The sequence below is a fragment of the Paractinoplanes toevensis genome (genome assembly GCF_018332695.1).
GTDB lineage: Bacteria > Actinomycetota > Actinomycetes > Mycobacteriales > Micromonosporaceae > Actinoplanes > Actinoplanes toevensis.
In genome coordinates this window covers 105,657-120,397 of sequence record NZ_BOQN01000070.1, presented here as the reverse complement: position 1 = coordinate 120,397, position 14,741 = coordinate 105,657, and the positions used below count along the sequence as shown (strand labels likewise).

Annotated in this window: 14 protein-coding genes; 6 read left to right on the top strand and 8 right to left on the bottom strand. The window is 67.1% G+C overall.

What is annotated here, in order from left to right:
- The first annotated feature begins 501 nt into the window (after nt 1-501).
- Together Ato02nite_RS27930 and Ato02nite_RS27925 are read left to right on the top strand one after the other, a co-directional pair.
- On the top strand, nt 502-897 hold the full coding sequence (locus Ato02nite_RS27930) for a hypothetical protein (protein ID WP_213009601.1): 396 nt from the start codon (nt 502-504) through the stop codon (nt 895-897).
- 823 nt (nt 898-1,720) lie between these two features.
- The gene (locus Ato02nite_RS27925) at nt 1,721-2,275 is read left to right on the top strand and encodes a hypothetical protein (protein ID WP_213009600.1); all 555 of its coding nucleotides are present in this window, start codon (nt 1,721-1,723) and stop codon (nt 2,273-2,275) included.
- Nucleotides 2,276-3,035: 760 nt separating this feature from the next.
- Here the strand turns inward: Ato02nite_RS27925 and Ato02nite_RS27920 are convergent.
- A complete protein-coding gene (locus Ato02nite_RS27920) occupies nt 3,036-3,506 on the bottom strand; it encodes a hypothetical protein (protein ID WP_213009599.1) in 471 nt (156 codons plus the stop codon).
- Nucleotides 3,507-4,166: 660 nt separating this feature from the next.
- On the opposite strand from Ato02nite_RS27920, the gene Ato02nite_RS27915 reads away from it, so the two are divergent.
- Nucleotides 4,167-5,291, top strand: coding sequence for an NUDIX domain-containing protein (locus Ato02nite_RS27915; protein ID WP_213009598.1), 1,125 nt, complete (start codon nt 4,167-4,169; stop codon nt 5,289-5,291).
- On the opposite strand, the gene Ato02nite_RS27910 is transcribed toward Ato02nite_RS27915, so the two are convergent.
- The 5 genes from Ato02nite_RS27910 to Ato02nite_RS27890 all read right to left on the bottom strand — a co-directional run bounded on the left by Ato02nite_RS27910 (nt 5,278) and on the right by Ato02nite_RS27890 (nt 9,945).
- Nucleotides 5,278-6,093 carry a M15 family metallopeptidase gene (locus Ato02nite_RS27910; RefSeq protein ID WP_246607477.1) on the bottom strand — a complete coding sequence of 272 codons (816 nt, stop codon included), beginning with the start codon at nt 6,091-6,093 and terminating at the stop codon, nt 5,278-5,280. The genes Ato02nite_RS27915 and Ato02nite_RS27910 overlap by 14 nt on opposite strands.
- 64 nt (nt 6,094-6,157) lie before the next feature.
- Nucleotides 6,158-7,180, bottom strand: coding sequence for an ABC transporter ATP-binding protein (locus Ato02nite_RS27905; RefSeq protein ID WP_213009597.1), 1,023 nt, complete (start codon nt 7,178-7,180; stop codon nt 6,158-6,160).
- Nucleotides 7,177-7,968 carry an ABC transporter permease gene (locus Ato02nite_RS27900; RefSeq protein ID WP_213009596.1) on the bottom strand — a complete coding sequence of 264 codons (792 nt, stop codon included), beginning with the start codon at nt 7,966-7,968 and terminating at the stop codon, nt 7,177-7,179. The genes Ato02nite_RS27905 and Ato02nite_RS27900 overlap by 4 nt, the downstream gene beginning before the upstream one ends.
- Nucleotides 7,956-8,768 carry an ABC transporter permease gene (locus Ato02nite_RS27895; protein ID WP_246607476.1) on the bottom strand — a complete coding sequence of 271 codons (813 nt, stop codon included), beginning with the start codon at nt 8,766-8,768 and terminating at the stop codon, nt 7,956-7,958. The genes Ato02nite_RS27900 and Ato02nite_RS27895 overlap by 13 nt, the downstream gene beginning before the upstream one ends.
- 55 nt (nt 8,769-8,823) lie before the next feature.
- The gene (locus Ato02nite_RS27890) at nt 8,824-9,945 is read right to left on the bottom strand and encodes an ABC transporter substrate-binding protein (RefSeq protein ID WP_246607475.1); all 1,122 of its coding nucleotides are present in this window, start codon (nt 9,943-9,945) and stop codon (nt 8,824-8,826) included.
- Nucleotides 9,946-10,291: 346 nt separating this feature from the next.
- On the opposite strand from Ato02nite_RS27890, the gene Ato02nite_RS27885 reads away from it, so the two are divergent.
- Both Ato02nite_RS27885 and Ato02nite_RS27880 read left to right on the top strand, forming a co-directional pair.
- Nucleotides 10,292-11,020 carry a class I SAM-dependent methyltransferase gene (locus tag Ato02nite_RS27885; protein ID WP_213009593.1) on the top strand — a complete coding sequence of 243 codons (729 nt, stop codon included), beginning with the start codon at nt 10,292-10,294 and terminating at the stop codon, nt 11,018-11,020.
- Between the two features lie 30 nt (nt 11,021-11,050).
- Entirely contained in the window at nt 11,051-12,967 is a 1,917-nt protein-coding gene (locus Ato02nite_RS27880; RefSeq protein ID WP_213009592.1) for a methyl-accepting chemotaxis protein, read from the top strand.
- Here the strand turns inward: Ato02nite_RS27880 and Ato02nite_RS27875 are convergent.
- Complete coding sequence (locus tag Ato02nite_RS27875; RefSeq protein ID WP_246607474.1) at nt 12,917-13,603, bottom strand: class I SAM-dependent methyltransferase; 687 nt, start codon at nt 13,601-13,603, stop codon at nt 12,917-12,919. The two genes, Ato02nite_RS27880 and Ato02nite_RS27875, sit on opposite strands and share 51 nt — an antisense overlap.
- Between Ato02nite_RS27875 and Ato02nite_RS51905 the strand changes: the two genes are divergently transcribed.
- Nucleotides 13,542-14,150 carry an LLM class flavin-dependent oxidoreductase gene (locus Ato02nite_RS51905; RefSeq protein WP_246607473.1) on the top strand — a complete coding sequence of 203 codons (609 nt, stop codon included), beginning with the start codon at nt 13,542-13,544 and terminating at the stop codon, nt 14,148-14,150. The two genes, Ato02nite_RS27875 and Ato02nite_RS51905, sit on opposite strands and share 62 nt — an antisense overlap.
- On the opposite strand, the gene Ato02nite_RS27865 is transcribed toward Ato02nite_RS51905, so the two are convergent.
- Nucleotides 14,114-14,677 (bottom strand): DUF2087 domain-containing protein, encoded by a 564-nt coding sequence (locus Ato02nite_RS27865; protein WP_213009589.1) that lies wholly within the window; start codon nt 14,675-14,677, stop codon nt 14,114-14,116. The two genes, Ato02nite_RS51905 and Ato02nite_RS27865, sit on opposite strands and share 37 nt — an antisense overlap.
- Nucleotides 14,678-14,741: the final 64 nt, after the last annotated feature.

Sequence of the window (14,741 nt, the reverse complement as noted above, 5' to 3'; positions counted from 1 at the left end):
GTCAAAACGGGGCAGGCCCACCCTGGATGATCTCGGCCGCGCGGCGACCTGCCGATGGAGGGCTCTCCGAGGTCACGACCGCGCACGGACTGTGCCGGACGACTCGCCCAGCACCTACAAACGAAGGATCAGTACGGCGCGCCCGTTGCGTCCTCGGTGAAAGTCGAGTCTCTCTGTGCGTTCAGACCCAAGGAGCGGGCAGTCCAACAGGCGCAGGATGCCAAGTTCAAGGTACGAAGTCGCTAACTGCCAAGCTTCGAGCATTTCACTCCGGCGGAGCCCAGACAACCGGGATGATTCCTCGATCGATGGCTCGTCGGGCTTACGGATGCTCGCCGTTCGGTAACAGACAGGGTATCGCCCGACTATTCGATCATGAAGACTGTCCGCTGCACGTTTGGAGGATGACCGAATACCTCCTCGGTGCAGCATCCGCTAAGCTCCCGCCGTGATGACGTGTGCCGCGCACCCGAGACGGGGTGGACGTTGAAAGAGATCTTGATGAGTCAGGCATTCCGAATGCTTGTCATCCCCTTGGTCACTGCCGGAATGGGCATGTTCATCCGCTACATCACCGCTAACATGCGCCGGGAACCGCTGAACGAGAGCGTCTTCATAGTATGGCCAGAGCTGCTAATAGCTGCACTGTTCAACACTCTGATAAAAGCGTCTGATATCGCACAGTCCTCAGGCCCAAGGGTCGCTGATGACCTTCTGAATCTAATGACACTAACACTTGTGATTGCGCTTGCACTCTGGGGCATGTCTTTCGTCGCAGGAAAGGAACGAGATGCAGGATTTCGGCGAATTGCCTTCACGTACACCGTTCCTCATCTCGTAGCAGTCGGGGCACTAGAGGTCTCGTTGTTACTCGCCGCCAGCGTAGGGGGTGCCTGAAATGCAGGAGTTCTTCCTCGGCCTCGCAGCTGTTGTCGTTGTGAGTCTGTTCGTCAACGAGCTGTCAGGCGTAGCCGGGTGGCTGGCGCAACGGATTATTAAGGCTGCCGCGTACCGTATTCACGATCCTAGCCGCGAACACCGCGCTGAGGAATGGGGAGCGCTTCTCAACGAAACTCCTGGGCAGCTAACCAAGTTATTGACTGCGGTGCGATTCTGGTTTGCTTCATTCCGTCTTGCTCGTTCCGTATCAAGGCACCAGACCGAGACGGTAAACGGCCCCGCCGCCGAGCGTCGCCGCTTCGCTAGATACCGCCGCGGAGTCCAAGCTACTCTCGGGACGGTTTTGGGATTTCTGGCAGGTGTGCTGACCAATCTGGCACTCCAGACGGGATCTCTCTCCCTCGCTACTATTCTCTGGGCGTTAGGGGCCACCCTCCTTCTTACTCTAGGTTTTACCGCTGGATACCTTCTCGCTGCGCGACGGCGCCGACGGCGATCGGCCAACAGTTAGCGCGGGCGATCAATCAGTCAACCAATGGCGGCTTGTAGCCACTGATAGCGAGCCACTCCGGCCGTCCCGAGTTGCCGAGCGCCGACAGCGGACTGCCTCGGTGCGTGCCCACCACGTGCCCGCTCGGCCGGTCAACAAGGGGCAACATCGGCTTTGATTGCCCTGACGGGCCGCACCACTGCACCGCGACGGTCCAGGTCAACTGCAAACCCGGGACGCTGATCAAGACGGTTCCCAAGCTGACAGTGAACGTATCCGCTGTTCGCTTGCAGTGGCCGGCTGTAGCACCGCGGTCCTACGGTCGACGGCGTGGCCCAGAACGACGCTTCCGGCGAAGAGGATCAATGGCAGAGGTTCGTGACGTTCTGGCGGGGGGTTCGCGTCAACGTCGTGGCCAACCTCGTTGCTGCGGCGATCCTGTACCCGATAGGCGTGCTGTTCGGGCTACTGCCGAAGAACCGAGCAGCCGTCCTGACAGCCGGGCTCTTCCTGTTACTAGCCCTCATGGTCATGCTGTTTGCGGTCTCGCGGTCGCGACGAGTGACGTACCGGCTCCGCGAACGCGCCTGGCTCACGGCGTGGTTGGTGGGCGTGGCCGGGCTCGGTGTAGGCGCCTACGTGACCCCGGAATCCCCGGAACGCACATACTTCGCGCTTGCGGCTGCCAGCATGCTGGTGATCTGGGTCGGCGTCATCAGGGAGTACAGGCGCGGCGTTCCGGTCCATGTGATCATGTCGAAAAATCCACGCAAGCCTTATGTGCCGATCGCACAACCCGATGCTCCTGCGGGCCGGCAGGAAATAGCGGTAGGTGATCGGTGGCGTTCCTGGCGTGCGACACACGTTGCCGATCGTGACATTTAGAGCCAGTGAGTGACTAACTGGGTGACAATCGCCAGCGATCATGGCGAACAACTATGGACGCTGGCGGACTGACCGACGCAGGTCAGACGCGCGTTGACCAAACTCATCCAAGATCATAAGTTGGCCTGGGGGTCAAGGAGTCGTGCGGACCAATGTCTGCTGCGCTCCTGTCGCTACACCTCACCAAGCGCGTAGGTCGGACAAGTCCGACTAGCTAACGGAGAGAGCTGCTTTAGGAGCACAGAGCGTAGTCCTGGCGCCGTTTTTTTACGGCGCAAGAGTGCATCTGCTCCCTGCGCGGCCACGTCGCGGAACCCGCAAGAAGCGCCGAGAGAGCGCACACGCCAACGGCGAGCCAAAGCTGTTGAGGCTCCGGAGATTGGGAATACCCAGCGAAGATCTTTTGAACCTCGTTGATCGCTACGGCGAACGCCATACCAGCGGCAGCCACATACGGCCTCGCGCGCCGCCAACGAGGCGGCTTTGGTGACGTCCCCACGGATCGACTTTAACCCGCATCGCAGTGACAGTCAGCTTGAGCATCAGGTGAGTGACTAACTAGTGACAACCGGGACGGTTAAGTTCGGACGTCCATGGACGTCGCCGGACCGAACGCCCAGTTCAAGGCGTACGCGGTAGCAGCCCACGCCGCCATGATCGTTCCTTGACACGGAAGAGGTCGAGTGCCCCGACCAGGCTGTACGCTGAATCTTCAGCTCAGTTCCGACACATCAGCACGCCGATTTCCGGCTCATCGGGGTCATCCTGACACCGAACATCCCTCGATCGCCTCCGCTGTCATGTACGAAGACTCCCACGGAACGATCAAGACTTGATCCGGCTTGGGCGGCCCGTAGTGTGGCCCCTCCAACTCGCCGAGGAGGGAATCCACCTTCCACGCGCCGTTTGCGTCTATGAACGCGACGCCATCCAGGAAGAGCTCTCGCACTGGAGCGAATTTCGGATGGTCAAGGCCAAGCGTCCAGCGGGTACAGGGCTCAAGTTTCTGCTCAACGACCGCCGTTATTTGGATTTTTGGTTCCGTGTTGACAGGGTTCTCCCACATCAGAAACACAAATGTGAGCGCTACGGACGATCCGTTCTGCACGAGTACGGCAAGTTTGCCATCGCGCTCGCCCGTCCACAATTGAACCCGTGACGCATTCTTCTTTGCCTGTTGGTCTTCGCGATCGTTGCGTTGGTCTACGAACGCGACAACTTGCGCCAGCACCGAGGCTATGGACACGACGAGGGCGACCAGAGCAATCCAGAGCGAACTACGCGAGGCCCCAGAAGACCCGCCTTCGGGAGAAGGAACGGCAGTCGACGGCGATCTACCCTCATCACTGATGTCTCGGCCCGACTGTCCTGGGAGTAGCAGACCGGAACGCCGCCGCCGCCATCCCTCACCGATATCCATGCTCCGCCCTTCGCCACAACCATGGTAGGACCGCCGAGCAAGCCGGCCATGTTAGCGCAAGCTGGACAGGTCAAGTAGGGAGGCTTTTCGCCGGTTGGCCGGCGTTGCTGCGCGCCGAGCCGAACTGCACTGCCCCGAATCCCTTGGTCGCGGGTTCGATCGTGCTGACAGCAACCGAACCGGATGATCTCGGCTAGAGCGACTCACCGATGGACGGCCCTCCGAGGTCGCGGTCATACACGGACGCCGTCGGACGGATCGCCCAGGACTTACAAGCGAGGGATCACGGACACTGCCTGTCATGCCAGATCCGTGCCAGATGAGCCGGTCAGATCCGGGGTGTAGCGGGGAACCACGGGATGTCAACCGACGTTTGGGCAGGTAGGCGCATCGCAGCTCAGGGATCTTGAGTGAGGACCGTCCTGGCAGTGTGCGAGTCAGCATCCCTCGAACCGAGCTAGGCAGGTGTCCATGAGCGACGGCCAGGTCGCGGCGGCCGTAGTGGTCGATGACGGGAAGGTTCTGCTGATCCGCCGGGCGGTGGCAGAAGGCCGGCTCTCGTGGCAGTTCCCCGCTGGGAAGGTCGAACCCGGTGAGTCTGGTGAGCAGGCGGCCGCCCGGGAGGCGTTCGAGGAGACCGGGCTCGTACTGCGGTCGGTCGGCAGTCTCGGCGAACGGGTTCATCCGGACACGGGTCGAGTGATGATCTACGTGGCGTTCGAGTGCCTTTCCCGCTGCCGGGTCAAGGTAGGTACCCCGGCTCTTGTCGGCCTCCACCTCCGACAGAAACTCATCCTCACGGCGGCCGTTGACGACGGGCTTATCGGTAAGAATCCGTGTGCCGCGAAGTCGGTCACCGCTCCGGTGCCGGTTTCGCCGAAAATCGTGCCGTGGACAATGCCTGTAGTTGCCTCTGCCCGGGCTGGTCTTCGACCGCACTACCGGCCCATTGTCGACGTAGGCGCGGGGTGCGGCGCCCGCCTCGGCGAAATCTTCGGTTTGTCATCCGAGGACTTCGACTTCGATAGTGGCTGGCTGACGATCCGGCGGCAGGTCAAGAGGGTCGGCAGTCGCATGGTCTTCGGCCTGCCCAAGAACGACAAGGAACGGCAGGTACCTCTGCCGGAGTCCGTCTCCGAGGCAGTGCAGGGGCACCTCGCCGCCTTCCCGCCGGCGCCAGTGACCCTGCCATGGGAAGATCCCAAGCTCGGGGATCCGGTCACCGTGCCGTTGGTCTTCACAACGACACTCCGCACCGTGCTCCGGCAACACGTGTTCGCCGCCACGGCATGGCATCCGGCGCCTCGAGGTGCGGGTGTCGAGGTCCGGCGCAGCAACGGGCTGCACGCGCTTCGGCACTTCTACGCCTCGGTGCTGCTGGACGCGGGCGAGAACATCAAGGCGGTCGCAGAGTGGCTGGGCCACGCGGACGCGGCCTTCACGTTGCGGGTGTACGCACATCTGATGCCCGAAAGCCCCGGAAGAGCGCGTCGGGCGCTCGATGGGCTGTTTCGCGGCCCGGACGGGTTCGACGGCCCAGCCACGGCCCAACGGGTCAGACGATCTACAGATGGCCAGGTCACTAGCGGTTGGTGAGGCTGAAGTGCATGTAGTCCTTCAGGCTTCGCCACTGGCCGCCCCAGAAGTAGCCGTTCCGGGTGAAGGCCCGCGCTGCCCCCTCGGCGTGGATCATGCCGATGTTGTAGCTGCTGCGGTTCAGGTAGCGGTGGCCGCCCTCCGGCGAGATTGAACCGCCTCGGATCATCGGGTTCTGCAGCGGGTTGATGTCGATCGCGGTGCCGTAGGCGTGCTCCGACCAGACCGTGGTGCCGCCTACCGGGCGGCAGCTGTAACCCGCCGTCACGATGCCCATGTTTCGCTCGCCGGGCATGTTCACCGACATGGGGGCCATCGCCATGATGCGGTAGCGCCAGCGGAACAGGGTGAAGAAGATCTTCTGCACTCGGGGGACCACGTCGCGGTGCACGATGATGCTGCCGTCGTGGTAGTTGCCCTGCAGGTCGATGTAGGAGACCCAGACCTTGCGCAGCGCGGCCGGTGGCACCGGGCAGCGGCTGGCCGGGTTCCAGTTGACCATGGGCGGAGTGACCAGGTCGACGTGCGTGCGCCAGTCCCGCAGCTGCACTCTCGGCGGGGTCAGGCGCAGTGTTTCGTCGACGTGCACGGGGTAGGGCGGGACTATCTGGTTCCAGCGGCCGATGTCGGCCATGCGCAGGCCGGCCGCTCGGGCGATGCCGCGCATGGTCTCGCCGGGGGCGACCACGTGCCACACCGAACCGGGGCGGACCGCCGCGGGGGCGGCCAGGGCCGATCGCCCCGGTAGGACGGCTACCGGGACGACCACGCTGAGCAGGGCGGCAATCAGTCTTTTCAGCACGGTTACCGACCGTACGAACAGGTATGTCCCGTCGCAGGCGAAACGCGAAACTGATACGACTTTCTCAGAGATCCAAGGCTACGGGTACGGGGTGGAAGTTCACGGTGACGGCGGTTCCGGGAGTCAGGGCGGGCAGTTGCGAGCTGGCCACCTGGGCAACGACCAGCGTCTCTCCGACGGTCACGATCACCCGGCTGGTCGGGCCCAGGAAACTGCTGGTCAGGACGCGGCCGGCGCCGTCCGGAGCCGGTGTCACGTCGACCGCTTCCGGCCGTACCAAAGCAGTGGCCGCACCGTCGGCACCGGGGGTGACCAGCGGCAGCTCCGTGCCCAGCACGGAGATGACCGGACCGGTGACCGTTCCGGGCAGCCGGTTGCTCAGGCCCACGAAGTCGGCGACGAACGCGCTGACCGGCCGCTGGTAGACCTCGGCCGGCGTGTCCAGCTGCTCCAGGCGGCCGGCCCGCATCACGCCGACCCGGTCGGCGACCGCCAGCGCCTCCTCCTGGTCGTGGGTGACGAACAGGGTGGTGGTGCCGACCTCGGTCTGGATCCGTTTGATCTCCTCGCGGAGCTGGACCCGGACCTTGGCGTCGAGGGCGGACAGCGGCTCGTCGAGCAGCAGCACCGCCGGTTCGATGGCGAGGGCGCGGGCGAGCGCCACCCGCTGCTGCTGCCCGCCGGACATCTGATGCGGGTAGCGGCCGCCGTGCGACGACAGGCCGACCAGTTCGAGCATCTCGGCGGCCCGGCCGGGGACCCGGCGGCGGCCGCGCAGCTTCAGCCCGAACTCCACATTTTCCGCCGCGGTCAGGTGCGGGAACAGGCTGTACGCCTGGAACACCATGCCCATGTCGCGGCGGTTGGCGGGCAGCGCGGTGACGTCCTTGCCGCCGACCAGCACCCGTCCGCCGTCGGCGTCCTCCAGGCCGGCCAGCACCCGCAGGGCGGTGGTCTTGCCGCAGCCGGACGGACCGAGCAGGGCGATCAGCTCGCCCGCCGCGATCTCCAGGTCGAGGTTGTCCAGGGCGTGCACCGAACCGAACGTGCGGCGCAGCCCTTCCAGGTGTACGGCTACGCCGGTCATTTCGACTCCTTCTTGGAACCGCCGGCCAGCGACAGCAGCATCAGCAGGACGAACGCCAGCAGCAGCGCGGCGAGGGAGACCGCGACCGACATGGTGGCGCTGCTCTTGCCGAGCAACTCGATGGAGACCTGCAGGTTGGTGCGGTTGAGCAGGGACGCGATGGTGAACTCGCCGAGCACCAGGGCGACGGTGAGGAACGCGGCGGACAGCACGGCCGAGCGGATGTTGGGCAGCACCACCCGTACGATCACCGTCGTCCAGCCGGCGCCGAGGCTGCGGGCCGCCTCCGCGAGGGTTTTGACGTCGATGGCCGAGAGGCCGGCGTCGATGGCCCGGTAGGCATAGGGCAGAACCAGGATGGTGTACGCGAAGACCAGCGTGAGCGAGGAACCGCCGAGGAAGTACGTGACCCAGGCGTAGACCGGCGCGAGGCCCACCACCAGCACGATCGCCGGAATGGTCAGCGGCAGCAGGCACAGGAACTCGACGAGCCGCCGCAGCCTGGGCAGGCGCAGCCGCACCCAGATCGCGGTCGGGACGAGCAGCACGAGCATCAGAACCGCGGTGAGTGCGGCCTGTTCCAGCGAGGACACGATGCCCTCGGCCAGGTCGGGATAGGTGTCGCTGAGTTTCGGCCAGTTGACCAGCAGCGGCCACGTCTCCGAGTTGCGGGTGCTGAACTCGAGCATCGCGGCCAGCGGCAACAGGAAGAAGATGCCGAGTACGACGAGAACGGTCCAGCGGAAGACGCGCTGTCTCCGCCTCCGGGCCGCGATCACCCCAGCCATTTCGCGGTCCTTCTCTCCAGCAGCGAGTAGAGCCCCATCACGACCGCCACCACGATCACCATGCCGAGCGCCATCGCCTTGCCCAGATTTTGCTGGCCGAGGACGACCTCGCTGGTCAGGGCACCGCGGATCTGCAACGGGATGATCGGGCTGCCCTGGCTGACCAGGGCGGCGGCCGTCGCGTAGGCCGAGAAGGCGTTGGCGAACAGCAGCAGCGTGGAACCGAGGAAGGCCGGTGCGAGCAGCGGCCCGGCGACCCGGGTCCAGTACTGCCAGGTGGTCGCGCCGAGGTTCTCGCACGCCTCCCGCCACTGCGGACGGATGCCGTCCAAGGCCGGCAGGAACACGATCAGCATCAGCGGGATCTGGAAGTACGTGTAGACCAGGATCAGTCCGGGCAGCTCGAACAGCCAGACGCCGCCGGAGTAGATGTCCAGGCTCAGATGGTCCTTGAGCCACACCGTGACGAAACCGCTCAGGCCGATCGTCGCCAGGAACGCGAACGCCAGGGTGACACCGCCGAACTGCGCGAGAACGCCGGCCGCCGAGGTGACGATGCGCCTGATCGTTCCCCCGGCGGTGACCAGGGCGTACGCGAGAAGGGCCCCGCCGATCGCGCCGATCAGGGCGCTCACCGCGGACAGCACGATGCTGCGCCCGAACGCGTCCAGGATGTAGTCGTTGGTCAGCGCCCGGACGTTGGCGAGACTGACCCCGCCGTCGTCACCGGCGAACGCCCCGATCACCACGACCAGCGTCGGGATGATCAGGAAGATCGTCACGTACGCGAAGAACGGCACCGTCCCCAGCAGGGCGGTGCCCCGCGGCCTGCGCCGCGGGGCCGCTACGGCCTGACTAGCCAACGGTCTTGGCCCAGTTCGCCGTCAGGTATTCCTTGGCCTTGGTGTTCTGCGCCTCGGTCGGGACGACCGGGGTGCCCTCGATCTTCGGCAGCGCGGCGAACGCGGTCGCGTCGATCGTGCCGGCCTTCTGCATGGCCTCGGCGCGGACCGGGCGGGCTCCGCCCTTCAGCCACAGGTTCTGGCCGTCGTCGGAGTAGAGGAACTCCTCCCACAGCCGCGCGGCGGCCGGGTGCGGGGCGTCCTTGCTGATCGCCTGCACGTAGTACGAGCCGAGCACCGCGCCGGACGGCACGAACGTCTTCCAGGTCTTGACCTTGGCGGCCTCGGCGACGTTCAGGTAGTCCCAGTCGAACACGACGGGGGTCTGTCCGGACTCGATGGTCGCGGCGGTCGGGTCGACCGGCAGGAAGTTGCCGGCCTTCTTGAGGCTGCCGAAGAACTCGACACCCTTGGTGATGTCGTCGGCCGAACCGCCGTTGGCGATCGCGGCCATCTGCACGCCACCGAACGCGGCACCGGCCTGCGTCGGGTCACCGTTCAGCGCGACCTTGCCCTTGTACGCAGGCTTCAGCAGGTCGGCCACGCTGGTCGGGGCCGGGACCTTGGCGCTGTCGTAGCCGATCGACATGTAGCCGCCGTAGTCGTTGACCCAGGTGCCGGCGGCCTCCTTGAGGGCGTCCGGGACGTCGGCGAACGTGGCGACCTTGTACGGCGCGAACATCGCCGTGTTGGCCGAGGCGACGGATCCGCCGAGGTCGAACACGTCCGGCGCCTTGTCCTGGCCCTTGAGCTGGTTGGCGGCGTTGATCTCGTCCTGGCTGGAGCCGTCCGGCTGGGCCGAGTTGACCTTGATGCCGTACTTGTCGCCGAAGGCCTTGATGATCTCGCCGTAGTTCGCCCAGGTCGGCGGCAGCGCGATGACGTTGAGCTCGCCCTCCTTCTTGGCCGCGGCGATCAGGGCATCGAGCCCGCCGAGGTCGGCGGCGCTGGTGGCGGTGGCGGCGCTACCGGCGGCCTCGTCCTTCTTCTTCTCCGGCGGCGAGCAGGCCGCGACGGCGACGGCCGTGGTGGCGGCAATGACAACGGCCAGGGTACGGCCGACAGGGGTGCGCACTGTTGGTGTCCTCCTTCTGCGCGACCGCAACCGGTGCGCGCTGGGTGGATCATGGGAGTGCATAGTTGCGGACAGGCGTCCGCGGTACGTACAGATGGAAACATTCCTGTCGGACGTTGCCTAGACCACAGATCAACAACCCGGTAACCATCGGAGGATGTCGCTGAGGTTATCCGCCTCCTCGTACCGGACCTCCGGCAGCGTGTCCGGCAGGACCCGACCGGCGAGGAGGGCATCGGCGGCTGGTTCCACCGGATCGGCGACCGGGACCGGGCAGCCTGGACACAGGCCGGCCACGAGGGTCGAGGTCGGACACGACCGGTCCCTGGGCCGGCAGACTGATCGCATGGCCGAGACTCACTTCGGCGAGTGGATCGCCGCGCACTACGCCACCCTGTGGCCGGAGCTGTTCGACCCGGCGCTGATCGGCGCCACGGTGGGCTTCCTCGCCGGGCTGGCGCCCGGCGGCGGCTCAGCCCTGGAATTCGGCGTCGGCACCGGCCGCATCGCCATCCCCCTGCAAGATCAAGGGCTCGAGGTGTACGGGATGGAGCTCTCCCCCGCCATGGCCGCCCATCTGGACGGCACCGGCGTCGAGGTGCTCGTGGGCGATTACGCGACCGCCCACATGACAAGGACGTTCGACATCGTCTATCTGCTGCGGAACACGATCACGAACCTGGTCACCCAGGACGAGCAGGTGCGGGCCTTCGAGAACGCCGCGGCACACCTGCGCCCCGGCGGATGCTTTGTCGTCGAGAATTACATCCCCCGGCTGCGGGACCGGGTCTTCGCCGAGACGCCGGAGCATCTCGGCGTCGAGGAGTACGACCTGGCCACCCAGATCGCGGTGTCCCGTCACCGGTGGATCATCGACGGCGAGCAGCGCGAGTTTTCCTCGCCGCACCGCTACGTCTGGCCGGCCGAGCTGGATCTGATGGCCCGGATCGCCGGGCTCCGCCTGCGGGAGCGCTGGTCGGACTGGCACCGCGCCCCGTTCACCGCGGCGAGCACCGACCATGTATCGGTCTGGGCGAAGCCGTTCAGTCATTCGCGCGCCGTGCCGAACAGTTAGGTGTCGTCTGTCCCGCGGTAGGGGGTTCGGGTGCGCCGGTTCCGGTTCACGATCAAGGTACGGATCATCACCTCGATGGTGTTGATGCTGGTCGTCTCCATGTTGGTGGTGGTCTGGTACATCACCAGCCGCAACGCCGACGACGCCCGGAAGACCGGTTTCGCATACGCCGGTGAGGTCGCCGAGCGCAACGCCACCCAGGTCCAGGAGGTCGTGCAGAGCGGCCTCGGCACCGCCCGTGACGTCGCGCAGGCCACCGCCGCGCTGTCCGCGAACGGCGGCAGCCGCAAGATCGCGTCGGCCGAGCTGCGGGCCGTGCTCGCGGCGCACACCGATTACCTGGGGGTCTGGACCGGCTGGGAGCCGAACGCGTTCGACGGCCGGGACAGGAGTTACCGCAACAAGACCGGCCACGACGCCACCGGCCGGTTCGTCCCGTACTGGTACCGCGACGGCAGCACGCTCAGTCTCGCCCCGCTGACCGACTACACCGTCGAGGGCACCGGCGACTACTACCTGATCCCGAAGAACACCGGGGCCGAGAAGATCATCGAGCCGTACACGTACCAGGTGGGCGGCAAGGACGTGCTGATGACCTCGGTGGCGGTGCCGATCCTGCGCGACGGCGTACTCAGCGGGGTTTCCGGGGTTGACATGGCCTTGACCACCCTGCAGACGCTGGTGGCCGGGATCAGGCCGTTCGGGACGGGCACCGCCACCCTGTTCAGCACCGCGGGCACCCGGGTGGCCGGCGACGACTCGGTGGCGGAGAAGCTGACGGCCGGCAGCCGGCGGGTGGTCGACGTCGGCGGCACCGAGACGCTGCAGGTGGCCGCGGCCGTGCCGCTGGGCGAGAGCGACACCTGGACGCTGGTGGTGTCGGTGCCGACCGGCACGATCCTGGCCGCCGCGAACACCACTCAGCGGGTCAGCATCGTGATCACCGTGGTCGCCGTGCTGATCGCCGGGGCGGCGGCCTTCTTCCTGGCCCGCACGATCGTGCGGCCGATCGAGCGGCTGCGTGACCGGATGCGGGAGATCTCGCACGGCGACGGCGATCTGACCCAGCGGGTGACGGTGGCCCGCGACGACGAGGCCGGGCAGCTGGCCGACGCGTTCAACCGGTTCGTGGAGAAGGTCGCGACCACGATCCGCGGTATCGCCGAGTCCACCGGCCTGCTCACCGCGGCAGCCCGGGACCTGAACGACGTCAGCACCCAGCTCCAGTCCGGCGCCGCGAACGCCTCGGACCGCGCGGTGACCGCCCGCACGGCCAGCGAGCAGGTCAACGCGGGCGTGCATTCGATCGCGGCCGGCGCCGAGCAGATGAGCGCGTCGATCGGTGAGATCTCGTCGAACGCGGCCCAGGCGGCGCAGGTCGCGGCCCAGGCGATGAACGTCGCCGAGCGCACCAACGTCGAGGTCGCCGCCCTCGGCACGGCGACCGCCGAGGTCACCGAGGTGGTCGCGCTGATCACCGCGATCGCCGAGCAGACCAATCTGCTGGCTCTGAACGCGACCATCGAGGCCGCCCGGGCCGGTGACATGGGCAAGGGGTTCGCGGTGGTGGCCTCCGAGGTCAAGGACCTGTCCCAGGAGACGGCCAAGGCGACCGAGCAGATCACCGCCCGGATCACCGCGATCCAGCAGTCGAGCGCGTCGGCGGCCGCGGCGATCGGTGAGATCGCGCAGGTCATCACGCAGATCGGCGACTACACGACGACGATCGCCTCGGCGGTGGAGGAGCAGACCGCGACGACCGCGGAGATGAGCCGCACGGTGACCGAGGCCGCCGCGAACAGCGGGGACGTGGCGCACACGATCACCGGTGTGGCCGATGTGGCGTCGTCGACCGCGGACGTCGCCGGCACCACCCAGCTGGCCGCCACCAACCTGTCAAAGCTGGCGGCCGACCTGACCGCGCTGGTCGGCACCTTCCGCTACTGAGACCGCCAGCCACGCCTGGGAGCTGTAGGTCGGCCGGATGTCGTCGGTGCCCAGCACGTCGCGCAGCTCGTCGCGGGTCAGGAAGTGGTGCGCCGAGTTGCGCAGCAGCCGCACGTTGATCACTCCGACGACGAGCAGCGGCAGGATGATCCGCCCGAGCGAGAGCACACCCCGTGATCGGATGTGGTCACGCAGGATCACCCCGGTGCCGGCCCCGTCGCGCGGGGTGGTGACCACGAGCCGCCCGCCCGGTGCCAGCCGTTCCCGGAGCCGGGCCATCGACCGGGCCGGGTCGGCCAGCGCGTAGAGCACGTTCCCGCACACGATCGCGTCGAACTGCCCGGGCAGCGCGGCCAGGTCGCCGTTCAGATCGACGCGCAGGTGAGTGACCCGGGGATTCTTGCGCCGCGCCCGCTTCAGCATCACCGGCGACATGTCCACCGCGACGATCTCGCCCGGCTCCCGCTGCCGCAGCGCCCGGGTCAGGTTCCCGGTCCCGCAGCCGGCGTCCAGCACCCGCCCGGCCCGCAACGGCACCTCGGAGATCACCAGCAACCGCTTCCGGCCGCCCGCGATGCTCGCCAAGATCGCCGCGACCGTCGACGTGGTGGCCGGCGGCCGGATGGTGTTCGGCATCGGCGTCGGCTCCCGGCCCGGCCATCCGCTGGCCAGGCGCGAGTACGACGGGTACGGCCTGCCGTTCCACGACACCCCGCACGCGGTGGGCAGTTTCGCCGAGGCCTGCACGGTTATCCGCCGGCTGTGGAGCGAGGACAAGCCGTTCGACTTCCACGGTGACCACATCCGGCTCACCGGGGCGTTCTGCAACCCGAAGCCGGTGCGGCGGCCGCTCGTCGGCCGTGCTGCGGCTGGCCGCCGAGCACGCCGACATCTGGAACATCCCCGGCTTCGCCGACCTGGACGACCTGAAGAGCCGCAGCGCGCTGCTCGATCGGTACTGCGCCGAGATCGGCCGCGACCCGGCCGGGATCACCCGGTCGATCCCGGTGCCGGTCTCCTACGACCGGCCCGGCGAGACCCGGGACGCGATCGCGGCGGCCCGGGAGATCGGCATCGGGCACTTCGTGCTCAGCCTGCCGGCGCCTTACCCCGCCGGGGTCGCCCGGTGGGTCGCCGACGAGCTGATCACGACGTCGCGGTGACCGGCCGGGCCGGGCCGTAGGTGGTGCCGGCCCGGTCCCGCTCCAGCCAGCCGGTCTCCACCAGCATGCGGCGGGCGCCGGCCACGTCGTCGGTGACCGCGGACAGGCGGCGGTTGATCTCGTCCTCGGTGTGCAGGCCCTCCAGCGCCAGGAACCGCGCGAACAGCTCGCCGACCTGCTGATAGCGCTCGCTCATGGTGGGCGGCAGGCTGGTCAGGCGGCCGTGCGCGAAATTGCCGCGCAGCTGCGGATAGTCGGCGAGGAAACCGGCGATCGGCTGGGAGCGGTCGACCGCGTTGGCCGCCTCGCGCAGAGCGCCGGGCGACGCCCGGTAGACGCCGTTGCCGGTGCCCGTCGCGAGCCCCACCCCGGACAGCCGGGCCAGCAGCTCCCCCGCCTCCTGGATCGGCACGTCCAGCGCGTAGGCCAGCTCGGCCAGGGTCGCGCCGTCCTTACCCCGTTTCACCAGCTCGGCGAAGGCCGCCAAGCGGGCGGGAACGGCAAGCTGCGACAGAAACTCGGCGGCGCGGGCGGCATCGGCGGACATCAGCCCACCGTATTGAAGAAGGCACGCACCGCGCATCCGGATTTTTCCGGGCCGGAAAGGTGCG

Excerpts from the sequence above, each read along its gene's own strand:
- Ato02nite_RS27930 (WP_213009601.1), top strand. The coding sequence starts at position 502 with ATGAGTCAGGCATTCCGAATGCTTGTCATCCCCTTGGTCACTGCCGGA.
- Ato02nite_RS27915 (WP_213009598.1), top strand. The coding sequence starts at position 4,167 with ATGAGCGACGGCCAGGTCGCGGCGGCCGTAGTGGTCGATGACGGGAAG.
- Ato02nite_RS27905 (WP_213009597.1), bottom strand. The coding sequence starts at position 7,180 with ATGACCGGCGTAGCCGTACACCTGGAAGGGCTGCGCCGCACGTTCGGT.
- Ato02nite_RS27900 (WP_213009596.1), bottom strand. The coding sequence starts at position 7,968 with ATGGCTGGGGTGATCGCGGCCCGGAGGCGGAGACAGCGCGTCTTCCGC.
- Ato02nite_RS27885 (WP_213009593.1), top strand. The coding sequence starts at position 10,292 with ATGGCCGAGACTCACTTCGGCGAGTGGATCGCCGCGCACTACGCCACC.
- Ato02nite_RS51905 (WP_246607473.1), top strand. The coding sequence starts at position 13,542 with ATGCTCGCCAAGATCGCCGCGACCGTCGACGTGGTGGCCGGCGGCCGG.
- Ato02nite_RS27875 (WP_246607474.1), bottom strand. The coding sequence starts at position 13,603 with ATGCCGAACACCATCCGGCCGCCGGCCACCACGTCGACGGTCGCGGCG.
- Ato02nite_RS27865 (WP_213009589.1), bottom strand. The coding sequence starts at position 14,677 with ATGTCCGCCGATGCCGCCCGCGCCGCCGAGTTTCTGTCGCAGCTTGCC.